Origin of the sequence: Enterobacter sp. Sphag1F, from assembly GCF_014193275.1 — a bacterium.
Taxonomy (GTDB): Bacteria; Pseudomonadota; Gammaproteobacteria; order Enterobacterales; family Enterobacteriaceae; genus Pantoea; species Pantoea symbiotica.
On sequence record NZ_JACHZD010000002.1, the window covers coordinates 102,441 to 117,502 of the forward strand.

Below are 15,062 nucleotides of genomic sequence, written 5' to 3' on the forward strand. Positions count from 1 at the left end.
TGTTATACCAGTCTTGTGCTGTGCCAGGACACCTGATCGGTGACCGTATGATAAGGCGGACGTTGCAGCGCATACGCCATGGTCATGGCATCGAGCATGGTCCAGAGAATATCGAGCTTAAACTGCAGGATCTCCAGCATGCGGTTCTGCTGTTCGGCGCTGGTGAACACCTCAAGCGCCAGCGCCAGTCCATGCTCCACATCGCGGTTCGCCTGGCTCAGACGGCTGCGGAAGTAGAAATAGCCTTCCTCTTTGATCCACGGATAGTGCTGCGGCCAGCTGTCGAGGCGCGACTGATGAATCTGCGGCGCAAACAGTTCGGTCAGCGAGCTGCAGGCCGCTTCCTGCCAGTTGGCGCGACGCGCAAAGTTAACGTAAGCGTCCACCGCAAAGCGCACGCCCGGCAGCACCAGCTTCTCGGATAGCAACACTTCACGATCCAACCCCACCGCTTCACCCAACTGCAGCCAGGCTTCAATGCCGCCTTCGTGACCGTTGCTGCCGTCGTGATCGAGGATGCGCTGCACCCATTTACGCCGCGTCGCCGCATCCGGGCAGTTCGCCATGATCGCCGCGTCTTTCAGCGGAATATTGGTCTGATAATAGAAGCGGTTCGCCACCCAGCCTTGAATCTGCTCGCGCGTCGCATCGCCATTGTGCATGGCGATGTGGTACGGATGATGAATGTGGTAGAACGCGCCTTTATCGCGCAGCGCCTGCTCAAACGCGGCGGGTGATAACGCTTCAGTAATGATCACGATGCAAACTCCTGCAGATGAATCGCCATGCCATCCCAACTCACTTCAATGCCCTGCTGCGTCAGATAGGCGCGCTGCGGCGATTGCTCATTGAGGATCGGATTGGTGTTGTTAATGTGGATCAAAATCTTGCGTTTGGCCGGCAGCGCGCCCAGCAGCGCCATCAAACCTTGTTCTTCGGCCAGCGCTAAGTGGCCCATCGCTTTGCCGGTATTTTTGCCGACGCCGGTAGCGAGCAGCTCGTCGTCCTGCCACACCGTGCCATCAATCAACAGGCAATCGGCTTTTTGCAGCCACGGCATGATCACCGCATCCGGCTCACCCAGTCCCGGCGCGTACAGCAGCGTTTGGCCGTTGGCGGTGTTTTCAATAAACAGCGCCACGTTGTGGCCCGGCAGCGGGCGATCGCGATACGGCGAATACGGTGGCGCGTTGCTAAGAATCGGGATCGCGGTGAACTGCAAACTGTGGCAGACATCGACGCGGAACGGTTCCAGCGGCGTTAACGCATGATGCTGCAAGCCGCCATTCCAGTGCTGCAACATGGTGAAAATCGGGAAGCCGCTGGTGAGATCGCCATGCACTTCCGGCGTGCACCACACCTGATGTGGGCAACCTTCGCGCAGGCTCAGCAAGCCGGTGGTGTGATCGATTTGGCTGTCGGTCAGAATGATGCTGCCAATTGCCGTGCCGCGCAGCACACCCTTTTTGATCAGTTCTGGCGTGTGGGCAATTTGCTGGCTGATGTCCGGCGAGGCGTTACACAGCACCCAATCTTCACCGTTGTCGCTGACAATAATCGAAGATTGCGTGCGCGCCTGCGCCTGGATGCTGCCGTTACGCAGGCCGCTGCAATTGGCGCAGTTGCAGTTCCACTGCGGGAAGCCGCCGCCCGCCGCTGAACCGAGGACTTTAATAAACATGAAAGTTGACCAGAGAGAGAAAACAAAATGCCCGCACGAACGGCGGGCAGAAGTCTTAGCGGTTGGAGATGTACAGAGTCACTTCCAGGCCCAGACGCAGGTCAATAAACGCAGGTTTTTTCCACATAATGGTCTTCCTCTTAAAGCTAAAACGCAGAGAAATCTCTGCTGAAGAGGATTGCAGCTGTGACGTAGATCACATCGCAATCCGTACGCGCGCAGATGTTGCGCCAATGTAGCGAGCAGATCAACCCTGATTCGGTAAGGGAATTGTGCTAATCCTGCCAAATTTGTTGCAACACGCGCTGCCAGTTGCCCCATGCGAGCTGCTCAAGTGCTGTTTGATCGTAGTCGAACGAACGCAACAACGCATAAAGATGCGGTAATCCGCTGACATCTTTTAGCGCATCAGGCACGCTGATGCCGTCAAAATCGGAGCCCAGCGCCACATGATCGCGGCCCATTATCGCGATCAGGTGCTCAACATGTTTAACAATTTCGATCAATGCGGTGTCGCTGTCGCGTTTTCCATCGCTGCGCAGGAACGCGTTGCCAAAATTCACGCCCACCACGCCGCCGCTGTCGCGGATGGCGCGCAGCTGATCGTCAGTAAGATTACGTGGCTGCGCGCAGAGCGCATGCGCATTGGAGTGCGTCGCCACCAGCGGTGCAGTTGACAGGCGCGCGGTGTCCCAGAAGGCTTTCTCGTTCATGTGCGACATATCGATCAGCATGCGATGGCGATTGGCTGCGGCGATCAATTGCTCGCCTTGTGCGGTCAAACCCGGTCCTGTGTCTGGTGAGTTGGGGAATGATCCACTGACGCCTTCACCAAAGCGATTAGGCAGATTCCAGAACGGCCCGACGCTGCGCACGCCCGCTTTGTAAAACGCATCAAGCACGACGCCATCGCCATCAAACCCATCTGCGCCTTCAATGTGCGCCACCAGCGCCAGCACACCATCCGCGCGGCAGGCAGCAATATCAGAGGCACGGAGGCATAACCGCGCGCGACCGTCAGATTGCGCCGCCAGCGTTTTCAGAATGTCGAGCTGCTGCCAGAGAATCTCCAGCGGATCGAGATTTTCCTCCGCTCGCTGCGGCGCGACTTCTTTGACATAACGCGGTGGTGGCACAAACATCGCGAACAGCCCACCGGCAAAACCGCCCTGCTGCATGCGCGGAAAATCGAGGTGGCCCTTTTCGATGCCGTGAAAAAATGCCTGCGCCGGATCATCGCGATGATGCAGCCACAGATTGAGAAGCAGGTCGTTATGACCGTCGAAGGTTTTTAGCAACATGGGGAGATCTTTGGCGAAACAACATGCCGCCATGCTACGCGCGCGCTGCTGTTTCGCCAAATGCGGGCGCACAAAGGGTTAGTTCTGCGCAACCTTTAAGCCGTGATAGAAGGTCGGTTTCACATCCAGATGCTGCTGGATCAAACCGTATTTTTGGTAGAAATCGGCGGTCTCCTGCTGCTGGGCGATGGTAGCATCATCAATGCTCTGCCAGTGCGATTTGCGGCGTGAGAAGGATTTCGCCGCCGCTTCTTTCGGGAAGCCGATGATTTTCGCCAACGTAGTGGAGTACTCATCGACATGGCTGTTGGCCCAGCGATCGGCAGCCGCTAAACGATTGACATAATCCTGCAGCGCCGCGCGTTTGGCCTCATCTTGCAACGCGGCGTCGGTGGCGGCGAGGAAACTGTTGCCGCTGGACAAGCCAACGCCGTTCACCAACACACGTCCGGTGTTGGTCACTTCCGCCAGCGCGGTATAGGGATCCCACGTTGACCAGGCATCCACCGAACCGTTTGCCAGCGCTATGCGTGCATCCGCCGGCGTTAAGAAGCGCCACTTAACCTCTTTATCGCTGACGCCCGCCTGCTCCAGCGCTTTAAGCGCCTCAAAATGGCCAATCGATCCGCGTCCAGTGGCGATATTTTTGCCCTTCAGCTCGGCCACGGTTTTGATGGGTGAATCCGGGCTGACCAGCACCGCCAAACCTTCAGGTATCGACTTACTCACCGCCACTGCTTTCACCTGCGAACCGGCCGCCAGCGAGAACAGCAGCGGCGCATCGCCGATAATACCGGCATCCACCGCACCGGCATTCAGCGCCTCCGCCAGCGGTGCCGCCGCCGGGAACTCGGCCCATTCGATTTTGTAATTGAGGTTGTTCAACTGCTGCGCTGCGGCCATTTCCGCGTGCATATTTCCCTTCTGATCGGCAATGCGCAGCGTCACGGGTTCTGCCGCTACCGCGCTGCCCGCTGCCACGATCAATAGTGCCAAAGCTGCTCTTTTCATTGTGTTTTATCCCATCGCGCAAAACCCCAGCCTAACCCGTGTGCGCCAAATGACCGATGCCGATTTCGCATGAGATATGCCGACAATGGTATATAGCGGTGAGATGCCGCTCAGTTAGGCGCGGAGCAACTTTCGTTCGCCATGTGCTGGGGCAGTTGCAGTAACTTTGTGCGGCGACCGAGAAGAGGACGCCTGGCCGCGCCCTCTTCACTCCCGGGCCTTGCGCCAGCCCAACCCGCCGCTTCGCGGTGCCTTCACTCATTCACTATTCCTGACGGACCGGCGGCGATTCGCTCCTGCTCAGCGCCACCTCTCGCCGCATCCATGCGGCTCGCCCTGGAATCCCTCTTTCGCTCAGCGGTTTGGGATGCCGCCTCAACACCCGCGCTGCTGCATCAATGCATTATTTTGACTCACAGTCGCTACAAATCCCGTAGGGTCGTCATTTATGGCGACCAGGTGCGCATGAATGCGCACCCTACGAAAAACCAGTTTGAGCACTGTCATCACAGGCAGCGGTGTTGCGCGCCATCCGCAGCGCCGAGCGCAGAGTGACGGCCAGGATGAGCCGACAGGACGTCGGCGAAAGCGCGGCATGAGCCAGGAAGGCGAATCCGCGTGGTCCGTCAGGCCGGAGCGATAAGCGAGGGAACAGCGAGGACGGCGCAGGCGCGGATTGCTAAGGTCCGCGCCTTCGGACCTTAGCCCGGCCGCCTGCTTCAGGCATTCTGAAACTGCCAGATGCTTAGCGGGCGGAACCCCTGCGATGCCAGTTCACAGCTTATCTAATAAGCATTACGCCTTTTATGGCGACCAACGGCATGACCGCACAGTTGTCACTTTTGCGCGTGTGGTTGTCAGCAATGCGCGAGCCGCGCCGCGTGCTGCTGGGTGAGACTGAATACAACATCACAAGGAGATCGTTATGCTCACGCAACCCGCAGCAAAATACCGCCCGTTTCCGGTCATCGACTTACCCGACCGTCAATGGCCATCACGCCAGCTGACGCAGGCACCGCGCTGGCTCTCTACCGATTTACGCGATGGCAATCAGGCGCTTGCGACGCCGATGGACAGCGCGCGCAAGCTGGAGTTCTGGCAACTGCTGTTGCGCTGTGGCTTCAAGGAGATTGAGGTGGCGTTCCCGGCGGCATCGCAGACCGATTTTGATTTTGTCCGTTTGCTGATTGAGCAGAACCACATTCCAGACGATGTGGCGATTCAGGTGCTAACCCAGGCGCGCAGCGACCTGATCGATCGCACCTTTGAGGCGCTGCGTGGCGCAGCGAACGCCATTATTCATCTGTACAACGCCACCGCGCCGCTGTTCCGCGAGCGTGTGTTCCGCCAGAGTAAAGCCGAAATTATTGAACTGGCCTGCGCCGGTGCACGGCAAATTCGCGCCCGCTGCGAAGCGCAAAAGGATACCGCGTGGACCTTCGAGTATTCGCCAGAAACCTTCTGCTTTACCGAGCCGGAGTTTGCGCTGGAGATTTGCGAAGCGGTGGCGGCGATTTGGCAACCGGGCCCGGCGCGTCCGATGATCATCAACCTGCCTGCCACCGTCGAAGTGAATACGCCAAACGTCTACGCCGATCAGATTGAGTATTTCTGTCGCCACTTCAGCCAGCGATCGCAGGTGTCGATCAGCGTGCATCCGCATAACGATCGCGGTACTGGCATTGCCTGCGCCGAGCTGGCGCTGTTGGCGGGTGCCGATCGCGTCGAAGGCTGTTTGTTCGGCAACGGCGAACGCACCGGCAACGTCGATATCGTCACGCTGGCGCTCAATCTCTATACCCAAGGCGTGGCGCCGCAACTCGATTTCAGCGATATCCAGCAGGTGCTGGAAGTGGTGACGCGCTGCAACCAGCTGCCGGTGCATCCGCGCCATCCGTATGCCGGTGAGCTGGTGTTTACCGCCTTCTCCGGTTCACATCAGGATGCGATTCGCAAAGGCTTTGCCGAACGCGCTGAGCGTGAAGAAACCTTCTGGCAGATGCCGTATCTGCCGCTCGATCCGCTGGATATCGGCTGCAGCTACGAAGCAGTGATCCGCGTCAATAGTCAATCCGGCAAAGGTGGCGCCGCGTGGCTGCTGGAGCAGAATCACGGCCTGCAGCTGCCGCGCGGCTTGCAGCAGGATTTCAGCCGCCTGGTGCAGCAACAAACCGACCAGCACGGTCAGGAGATGACGCACCACGCGCTGTGGCAGCTGTTCTGTCAGCATTACGGCTTAACCCAGCCGGCGCGTCGTTTGCTGGAAGCGGAAAGCCACAGCGACGATAAAGGCGAAACGCGTTTCAAAGCGCGACTGCAACAGGGCGCGCAGCCGGTGACGCTGGAAGGCAAAGGTAACGGCTTGCTCTCTGCTGCCGTCTCCGCCTTGCGTCAGCGCTATGATGTAAGTATCACCATTGAGGATTATCACGAACACACGCTGGGCAAACGCAGCGACAGCCGTTCGGTGACGTACATTAGTTGTATTAACGCACGCGGTGAACGCGCGTGGGGCGTGGGCATTGATAACGATGTGGCGCGCGCTTCATTGCAGGCGCTGCTCAACGCAGCGCACGCTTTTCTGCCGCAGGAAAGTAGTTCGCTGGCGTAACGCCGAGCACGCGACGAAACATCGCACTGAAGGCGCTCGGGCTGTCGTAACCGAGATCGAGCGCCACCGTCAGCACGCTTTCGCCCTGCGCTAAGCGGGTCAATGCCACGCTCAGTCGCGCGCGGCGCACCCAATCGCTGAACTGTAAACCGGTTTCGCGGCTGAAATGGCGCGCCAGCGTGCGTTCCGCCACACAAAGTTGCGTAGCCGCGCGGGCCAGCGTCCAGTTTTCGCCGGGTGCTTGCTGGATGTGCTGGCACAAACTCAGCAGCCGCTCGCTCTCCGGCAGCGGCAGGCCAAACGGCAGCACATCCATCACGCGGATCTCATCGAGGATCAATTCGTAAATACGCTCTGCGCGACTGCCGGGAACGTACTGGTCCGGCAGCGCCAGCGCGCTGACAATCAACTCACGTAGCAGCGGCGAGATCTGTACCACCTGACAACTGGCGGGCAGATCGGCGCGCGCCAGTGGATCAACAAACAGCGTGCGCGCAGCAACTGCACCGACGATGTGCAGCGCGTGACGCGTTCCCGCCGGCAGCCAGACGCCGCGACTCGGCGGCACAATCCAGCTGCCGTGCTGCGTTTCAACTTTCACCACGCCGCTCAGCGTATGGATCAGCTGCGCGCAATCGTGGTGATGCCACGGCTCCGCGTCGCCATGCGCATAATCATGCGCATAAGGCACCAGCGGACGATGGGCGAAGTCGAAGTTGAGCCGCGCACTCATGTTAGCGTTTCAGATATTGATAAACCGCCGCCAGATCCTGCTCGCCGTAACCGGCGTCCACCGCTTGCTGCCAGACATCTACGATGTTTTCCAGCGCCGGCATCTTGCTGTCGCCTGCCGCATCCAGCGCCAGTTTGGCGTCTTTCAGCGCCCACACCAGATGCATCTGCGGCGTGAAATCGCCGCTGGCAATCATGCCGAGTTTCATTTTGGCGTACGGTGCCGCCAGCGGACCGCCATCCAGCACTTTCCACAGATCGTCGGTGCTGAAACCAAACTCTTCCGCCAGACGCGTACTTTCCGCCAGGCTCTGCATCAGGCCAATCAGCCAGCTATTCACCACCAGCTTCATGCGTGAGCTAGCGCCCGCCTCGCCCAGCCACTGCGTGCCTTTACCGATTGCCGCGAACACCTGCTCGGCGGCCTGCGCTTTGCTCTGGTCGCCGCTGGCCATCACCAGAATTTGCGCATTTTCTGCCGGCGCTTTGGTGCCGGAAACCGGTGCATCGATAAACACCACGTCTGGACGCGCGCTTTTGAATTCGGCAATCAGTTGATCGGTGGCTTCCACGCCGATGGTGCCCATCTGACAAATGGTCGCGCCCTGCTTGAGCGCAGAGCTGGCGTCGTTCAGCGCCTGCCGTGTGGTATCGCCGTCGGACAGCATGGCGATCACCACATCCGCACCTTCTACCGCTTGCGCGGCGCTATCGGTCAGCGTGATGCCAACATCCAGCAGATCTTCGCCTTTGGCGCGTGTACGGTTCCAGCCGCGCACCGTGAAGCCTTTTTTCAACAGGTTAGCGGCAAACGCATGGCCCATCGCGCCCAATCCCAGTACCGCGACCACAGGTTGTTGACTCATCATTCCCTCTCTTTTGTGCTTTCAGACAAAACCGCCAGACTGACAGAATTTCCCTGACGCAGCCAGGCCAGAGATGCGATGAAAAAACATTTTCAACACCGCAATTATTAATAATCCGTCATACTATTAACGCTTTTCAAACAAATGATAAAACGATTAACATACGCGCCATTAATGTTCCATTCGGTACATTCCACGCCCCTTTTTACGGTCTTTCATAATGAAAATAGCTTTACTGCGACAGGCTTCGTTGCTGATGCTGCCTGCGATGTTGCCGGTCTCAGCGCTGGCAGCGAACGCGGCCAATAACACCATGGTGGTGAGTGCGGCGCCGTCCGCATCCGGACTTTCTGAACTTGATACGCCAGCAGCAGTTAGCGTGGTTTCCGGCGACGATATGCGCCATGCGGCACCGCGCGTCAATTTGTCAGAAAACCTCAGCAGCGTGCCGGGTTTGCAGATTCAGAATAGGCAGAACTATGCGCAGGATTTGCAGATTTCGGTGCGCGGTTTTGGTTCGCGTTCCACCTTCGGCCTGCGTGGCATTCGTATGTACGTTGACGGCATTCCAGCGACCATGCCCGACGGCCAGGGACAAACCTCTAACATCGATATCGGCTCAATTGATCACATTGACGTGCTGCGCGGCCCGTTCTCGGCGCTATATGGCAACTCGTCGGGCGGCGTGATTAACGTTGAAACCGAAACCGGTCAGCAACCCACCACGCTGGAAGCCAGCAGCTGGTACGGAAGTTACGGTAGCTGGCGCAACAGCGTTAAAGCCAGCGGCGCGACCGGTGACGGTACGCAAGCCGGCGACGTTAATTACACGGTTTCCGCCTCACGCTTTACCACGCACGGCTTCCGCGATCACAGCTCGGCGGACAAGAACCTCGGCAACGCCAAACTCGGCGTGCGCATTGATGATGTCAGCACCCTGACGCTGCTGTTCAACAGCGTGCACGTTGATGCGCAGGATCCGGGCGGTTTGACCGCTGAACAGTGGAAAGACAATCCGCGCCAGGTCGCCAGCAACGTGACCTTGTATGACGCGCGTAAAACTGTCGATCAAACCCAGGCGGGCCTGCATTATCAGCGCCAGATGAGTGAAAACGATGACCTGAGCGTGATGATGTACGCGGGGGAACGTGAAACCACGCAGTATCAATCGATACCTAAAGCTACGCAGCTGCGCCCAGGTTATCCCGGCGGCGTCATCTCTCTGTCACGTCATTATCAGGGCATCGATACCCGCTGGACGCACCGAGACGCGCTGTTCACCATTCCGGTGACCTTCACCGGCGGCCTCGACTATGAAACTATGACCGAGAAGCGCAAAGGTTATCAGAACTTTAGCGGCGACGAATTGGGCGTACAGGGCGAGATGCGTCGTAACGAACGCAACCTGATGTGGAACCTCGATCCTTATCTGCAAACCGCGTGGCAGCTGACCGATAAGTTATCGCTGGATGCGGGCGTGCGTTTCAGCACGGTGAATTTCGACTCCAACGACTATTACGTCACCTCAACCGATCCGGACGACAGCGGCAATCGTCGCTACCATCGCTGGTTGCCTGCCGCTGCGCTGAACTACGCGATTGATAACAGCTGGAACGCCTATGTTTCTGCTGGTCGCGGCTTCGAAACGCCGACGCTGAATGAGTTGTCCTATCGCGCCGCCGATCAAGCCGGACTGAATCTCAACCTGCAACCCGCTACCAGCGAAACGGTTGAACTGGGCAGTAAAAAACGTATCGGCAATGGCCTGTTGACTGCGGCTATTTTCCAGACCGACACCAAAAATGAGATCGTTTCTGACAGCAGCTTTGAAGGCCGCACCAGCTACAAAAACGCCGGGGAAACCCGCCGCCGTGGATTAGAACTCGGCCTCGACCAGCAGTTTGGCGAAAGCTGGCGCTTCAAAGCCGCATGGACCTTGCTGGATGCCCGCTATCGCTCCAACGCCTGCGGCACCGAAAGCTGCGACGGCAACCGTATTCCCGGCATTGCCCGTAACATGGCTTACGCCGCATTGGCTTACGCGCCCGATCAAGGCTGGTATGCCGGAACCGATGTGCGCTACCTGAGCGATATCGCGGCGGATGATGAGAACGATGTGAAAGCGCCGTCTTACACCGTGGTCGGCGTAAACAGCGGTTATAAGTGGCTGGTGCAGAACTGGACGCTGGATCTGTTTGCCCGCGTCGATAACCTGTTCGACCGCAACTACATCGGTTCAGTAATCGTCAATGAAAGCAACGGCCGCTATTACGAACCGGCACCGGGCCGCAATTACAGCGTGGGTCTGACGGTGAGTTACGCGTTTCAGTAAATAACCCGGTTATCGTATGAAATAAAAAAGCCCTGCTAGAAATTGCGGGGCTTTTTTATATATCGGTCACCATAAATGGCGACCCTACGAAAAATTACTTCAACAACGCCAGCACATCATCGGTTGTGCCGGTCTCACCCAGGCGCGGGAAGATGCGCTCGACGCTGTTTTTGTGCGTTTCGGCATTCAGGCAGGTCATAGCATCGGTTGCCAACGTGACGTTGTAACCCAATTCATACGCCTGGCGCGCCGTGGACTCCACGCCGATGCTGGTGGCAATACCGCAAATAACCACTTGCGTGATGCCGCGCTGCTGCAGCTGCTCATGCAGATCGGTGTTGTGGAATGCGCCCCAGGTTTTTTTGGTGATGGCGATATCACCGCGCTGCTGCGCCAGATCCGGCACCAACGTGGCCCAATCGGCAGGCAGATCGCCACCGTGTTTCGGCTGCTCATTACGGCCAGGTGCGCCGCCCGCAACGTTAACCAGCACCACCGGGCGCTTTTGCCCACGGAAGGCATCAGCCAGACGCGCTGAGCGCTCAATCACTTCATGCGCCTCTAACGGAGCGACAGGCAGCGCAACGATGCCGTTCTGCAGGTCAATTACAATCAGCGCGGTGTTGTCGTCAAGGGTAGTTAAAGCCATGTTGAGTCCTCTCAGGATTATTGGTCGGCAAGTCGTTGCAGTAAGGGAATCGCGGCCAGCAGCGTGTGTTGTTCCTGCGCATTCAACTGCGTCGCGATGCTGTTGAGCAGCCAGTCATCACGTTGTGCGCGGTTGGCAGCGATCAATTTCAGGCAAGCATCGGTAGGTTGATAACGGGTTTTGCGGCCATCCTGCGGATCGGCGGCACCCTGCACCATGCCCAGCGTTTGCAAGCTGGCGACGGTAGCGCCCATCGACTGCGTGCGCACACCTTCCAGCGTAGCCAATTCCGTTACCGTCATGGCACCCTCGCGCACCAGATAACCGAGTACCGATACTTGCGGCCAGGTGAGATCGCCCGGCGGCGCCGATTCACGCAGGCGACGCGCCAGTTTGCCATTGATGCTGCGCAGTAACGCCGCCGCGCTGTTGAGGTCGCTCATGGCACCTTCTCCTTACTGATGAGCCGCGAGTATATAAATACGAAGGCAAACTGTGTAGTTTACCTTCGTATCAATTTGTAATGGTGCCGGGTTATGAGGTGGTCGCCATGAATGGCGACCCTACGGGCGTTGCAGATAATGGATCAAACTGTGGAAACGCAGCGGCGTGCTGAGAGGATTGCGATAGCTGTGCGGGGTATCGGCGGCGAATTGGCTGGCTTCGCCCGCGAGCAAGCGGCGCCATGTGCCTTCCACGCCAAGCAACAATTCACCCTCCAGCACCACCACCTGCTCAATCACCCCGCTTTCATGCGCCGATGAATCGCTCTGCGCGCCACCCGCTAACGTCACTTCCAGTAGATCAAAACGCAGTTTGGCATCGTACGGTAGCAGCGGCTTAACCTGCATCTGTGCGTTGGGCTGGCTGAAGGTCGCCACGCTGCCCGGCGGTTGATCGCTGCCCTGCACAAAGAAGGAAAACGGCACGTTAAAGCCGGTGGCGATTTTCCACAGCGTCGCCACCGTGGGGCTCGATTCGCCGCGCTCGATCTGGCCGAGCATCGCTTTGCTCACGCCGGTGCGATCCGCTGCCAGTGTCAGGCTCCAGCCGTTGGCCTGACGCAGCTGCTTCAGCGCCAGACTCAAATGTTGATGCAAATTTTCCATGTGTTCTCCCGAAAAGCTCGCGCGCAGTGTAACACTTGTGCGCTATAACGCTCCATGCCACTATGTGCGCTATAACGCACAACCGGATGTGACCTGATGACAACCGCCACCACGCGCAGTGCTTTCTCTTTCCCGATGCTGATTTCTGGATTTATCGCCGTGCTGGTGGGCTACAGCAGCACGGCGGCGCTGATTTTTCAGGCGGCGCAGGCGGCGGGCGCTTCGCCGGAGCAGATTGGCGGCTGGCTGTCGATGCTCGGTGTCGGCATGGGTTTGGCCTCGTTCGGTTTATCGCTGTGGACGCGCATGCCAATCCTCGCCGCATGGTCAACGCCTGGCGCGGCGCTGCTCGCCACCAGCGTGCAGGGTTTGACGTTGAATGAAGTGGTTGGCGTATTTGTCGCGACTAACCTGCTGATTGTGTTATGCGGCGTCACCGGCCTGTTCGCTCGTCTGATGAATCACATTCCGCAGTCGCTGGCGGCGGCGATGTTGGCCGGGATTCTGCTGAAGTTTGGCATCGGCACCTTTAGCGGTTTGCAGAGCAATTTCGCGCTGTGCGGCAGCATGTGTCTGGTGTGGTTGTTGAGCCGTCGCTGGCTGCCGCGCTACGCGATTATTCTGGCGTTGATCGCCGGCGTGCTGGTGGCGCTGGGCCAGCAATCGATCCACTTTCCGCCGCATGCGCTGGCGATCAGTCGTCCCGAATTCATCATGCCGCAATTTAATCTGGCAGCGCTGATTGGCGTGGGTTTGCCCTATTTTCTCGTCACCATGGCGTCGCAAAACGCACCGGGCATCGCCACCTTGCAGGCGCACGGTTACCAGCCGCCGGTTTCGGCGCTGACCGGCTGGACCGGATTTATCGCCTTAGTGCTGTCGCCGTTTGGTGGATTTTCGGTATGTATCGCCGCCATTACCGCCGCTATCTGTATGGGCGACGATGTCGATCCGAATCCGGCGCGCCGCTGGATGGCCTCCGCATTGGCGGGCGTGTTCTACCTGCTGACCGGCTTTACCGGCGGATTGATCGCCATCATGCTGAGCGCCTTGCCGCCGGTATTGATTGCCACGCTAGCCGGTTTGGCGCTGCTGGCCACGCTCTCCGGCAGCTTGCAGCGCGCTTTAGCGGAGCCGGATCAGCGCGATAGCGCTATCGTGGCGTTCCTGATCACCGCCAGCGGCATTTCGCTACTCGGCATCGGCTCCGCCTTTTGGGGCTTGCTCGGAGGCATGCTGACCTATTTGATTCTTTCCCCACGACGCCGCGCTTAAAATTTCAGCAATCTTCTCCGCACCCGGGAAAAACGCCCTGTTTTTCCCCCTTTATCAGCCGTTTGATTTCGCAGCATTTGGCTTAAGATCACTATCATCGCCAAAAACACACACTGTTCTGCCTCAGACAACCACCGATAAGGGCCCAACGAGTGGCAAAAACTTTTCTGCGCAGCGGCAATCTGGACACGGTACTGGCACTGGGTGAAAACGGCCAGCCGGTCTGGACGTCCGCGCTGCAAATCCGTGAAACCCTGCGCCTGCGCCGCCAAACCACGCTGGCCAATTGCCTCGCGATTCCGCAGGTCAACGAGCGCGGTGACCGCCTCGATTGGTACGCCCCGTTTAATGGCAAAGTAAAATCCTGGCTGGGTGCCAGCGATCACGAGCGCCGTCAGGCGCTGGAGCTGCTGACGCTGAACCAGCAAGATTTGCAGGCACTGAGCCTGCGCGCACGCGACGCGGAGAATCCGGCGATGCGCTTGTTTGGTGCGTTGCTGAGCAAGACGTTGCAGTTCCCGGATCAGCAGTACGTTTATCTGGTGGATGGCAAACCGGTGATCACCTTCTGGGGCTTTGTTGATCCGCAGGCGCGTTCACGTGATGACGCGCTGGCTTGCCTGCGTGATTCGCTGGAAGATGAACTGCCGCCGCTACTGCCAGAACCGCCAGCGCCCGCTCCGCTGGTGGTCGCGCCAGTAATTGCGCCGCTGATCGACGTGCCGCCTGCTGCTGCCGAACCGCTGATCGAGCCGGAACCTGAAGTCGAAGAACCAGAAGCCGAAGTCATTCCTGAACCAGCGCCTGAACCGGCACCTGTCGCGCCGCCACGTCGCGCCTTTAACGTGCGTCCGCTGATGCTACTGTTGCCGGTTGCGGCGGTGGTCGCTGCGGGCGTCGCCTTCTGGCTGCACAGCGCACCACAACCGGCTGCGATTAGCGTTGCCGATGTGCCTGTGCCGGTAAGTAAGCCGCCGGCCGTGATGGTGAAAGCGGAAAAACTCGCCGCCACGCTGCCACAAACCGCCGCCACCGTCATTGCCGCCCCAGCGCCGGTTACTGCGCCTGTCGCGCCGCCTGAGGTGGTCGCTGAACACACCGAACCGGCCAAAGCGGATGATTTGGTGATGACCACCGAAGATGCGCGCGTTGGCTCGGTGAAATTTATCAATGGCACCTGGCGCGTGACCTTGCGTCAAACCAATCTGCCGACCGGCAAACCACCAAGCCTGCGCTATCAAATTCGCAACGGCAAAGGCACCGCCACCATTACCCAGGGCGACAACATCCGCTGCAAAGCCGATGTCACAGCCGCGATGACCAGCGCCGGCAGCATGGAAGTGCGCAGCCGCTATACTGCGACCTGCAGCGACAAATCGCGTTACCGCATGCCGGAATTGGTGTGTAAGGCCGGTGATGGTATCGCCAGCTGTACTGCGCAATACGGCGCAGATCAGGTCTTCCCGTTGACGATTAAGCGTGAGAGTAAGTAAAC

14 protein-coding genes are annotated in these 15,062 nt (G+C 58.7%); 4 read left to right on the forward strand and 10 right to left on the reverse strand.

Translation table 11 applies throughout. The features are described 5' to 3' along the window. Positions 1–2 precede the first annotated feature (2 nt). The 5 genes from pqqC to FHW71_RS05940 form a co-directional block, all read right to left on the reverse strand. Entirely contained in the window at positions 3–758 is a 756-nt protein-coding gene (pqqC, locus tag FHW71_RS05920) for a pyrroloquinoline-quinone synthase PqqC (protein WP_179451032.1), read from the reverse strand. Then, positions 755–1,681, reverse strand: a complete 927-nt coding sequence (pqqB, locus tag FHW71_RS05925) for a pyrroloquinoline quinone biosynthesis protein PqqB (RefSeq protein ID WP_179451034.1) — start codon at positions 1,679–1,681, stop codon at positions 755–757. The genes pqqC and pqqB overlap by 4 nt, the downstream gene beginning before the upstream one ends. A 55-nt stretch (positions 1,682–1,736) precedes the next feature. Beyond that, positions 1,737–1,808 carry a pyrroloquinoline quinone precursor peptide PqqA gene (gene pqqA / locus FHW71_RS05930; protein ID WP_002905689.1) on the reverse strand — a complete coding sequence of 24 codons (72 nt, stop codon included), beginning with the start codon at positions 1,806–1,808 and terminating at the stop codon, positions 1,737–1,739. Positions 1,809–1,956: 148 nt separating this feature from the next. Beyond that, complete coding sequence (locus FHW71_RS05935; protein ID WP_218889146.1) at positions 1,957–2,982, reverse strand: dipeptidase; 1,026 nt, start codon at positions 2,980–2,982, stop codon at positions 1,957–1,959. 78 nt (positions 2,983–3,060) lie between these two features. Beyond that, positions 3,061–3,993: an ABC transporter substrate-binding protein gene (locus FHW71_RS05940; RefSeq protein ID WP_179451038.1), complete on the reverse strand. Its 933-nt coding sequence runs from the start codon at positions 3,991–3,993 to the stop codon at positions 3,061–3,063. Between the two features lie 925 nt (positions 3,994–4,918). On the opposite strand from FHW71_RS05940, the gene leuA reads away from it, so the two are divergent. Further along, positions 4,919–6,604, forward strand: coding sequence for a 2-isopropylmalate synthase (leuA, locus tag FHW71_RS05945; RefSeq protein ID WP_179451040.1), 1,686 nt, complete (start codon positions 4,919–4,921; stop codon positions 6,602–6,604). On the opposite strand, the gene FHW71_RS05950 is transcribed toward leuA, so the two are convergent. Continuing rightward, positions 6,555–7,337 carry a helix-turn-helix transcriptional regulator gene (locus tag FHW71_RS05950; RefSeq protein WP_179451042.1) on the reverse strand — a complete coding sequence of 261 codons (783 nt, stop codon included), beginning with the start codon at positions 7,335–7,337 and terminating at the stop codon, positions 6,555–6,557. The two genes, leuA and FHW71_RS05950, sit on opposite strands and share 50 nt — an antisense overlap. Position 7,338: 1 nt before the next feature. After that, positions 7,339–8,202, reverse strand: coding sequence for an NAD(P)-dependent oxidoreductase (locus FHW71_RS05955; protein ID WP_179451044.1), 864 nt, complete (start codon positions 8,200–8,202; stop codon positions 7,339–7,341). A gap of 220 nt (positions 8,203–8,422) precedes the next feature. Between FHW71_RS05955 and pqqU the strand changes: the two genes are divergently transcribed. Then, entirely contained in the window at positions 8,423–10,534 is a 2,112-nt protein-coding gene (pqqU, locus tag FHW71_RS05960; protein WP_179451046.1) for a TonB-dependent receptor PqqU, read from the forward strand. A 94-nt stretch (positions 10,535–10,628) separates the two neighbouring features. On the opposite strand, the gene FHW71_RS05965 is transcribed toward pqqU, so the two are convergent. From FHW71_RS05965 to FHW71_RS05975, 3 genes are all read right to left on the reverse strand, one after another. Then, positions 10,629–11,183, reverse strand: coding sequence for an isochorismatase family protein (locus FHW71_RS05965; protein WP_179451048.1), 555 nt, complete (start codon positions 11,181–11,183; stop codon positions 10,629–10,631). Positions 11,184–11,200: 17 nt separating this feature from the next. After that, entirely contained in the window at positions 11,201–11,626 is a 426-nt protein-coding gene (locus tag FHW71_RS05970) for a MarR family transcriptional regulator (RefSeq protein ID WP_008110170.1), read from the reverse strand. Positions 11,627–11,746: 120 nt separating this feature from the next. After that, positions 11,747–12,292: a helix-turn-helix domain-containing protein gene (locus FHW71_RS05975; protein ID WP_061720131.1), complete on the reverse strand. Its 546-nt coding sequence runs from the start codon at positions 12,290–12,292 to the stop codon at positions 11,747–11,749. A gap of 96 nt (positions 12,293–12,388) precedes the next feature. Between FHW71_RS05975 and FHW71_RS05980 the strand changes: the two genes are divergently transcribed. Together FHW71_RS05980 and FHW71_RS05985 are read left to right on the forward strand one after the other, a co-directional pair. Next, the gene (locus FHW71_RS05980; RefSeq protein WP_179451050.1) at positions 12,389–13,567 is read left to right on the forward strand and encodes a benzoate/H(+) symporter BenE family transporter; all 1,179 of its coding nucleotides are present in this window, start codon (positions 12,389–12,391) and stop codon (positions 13,565–13,567) included. Positions 13,568–13,719: 152 nt separating this feature from the next. After that, entirely contained in the window at positions 13,720–15,060 is a 1,341-nt protein-coding gene (locus FHW71_RS05985; protein WP_179451052.1) for an SrfA family protein, read from the forward strand. Positions 15,061–15,062: the final 2 nt, after the last annotated feature.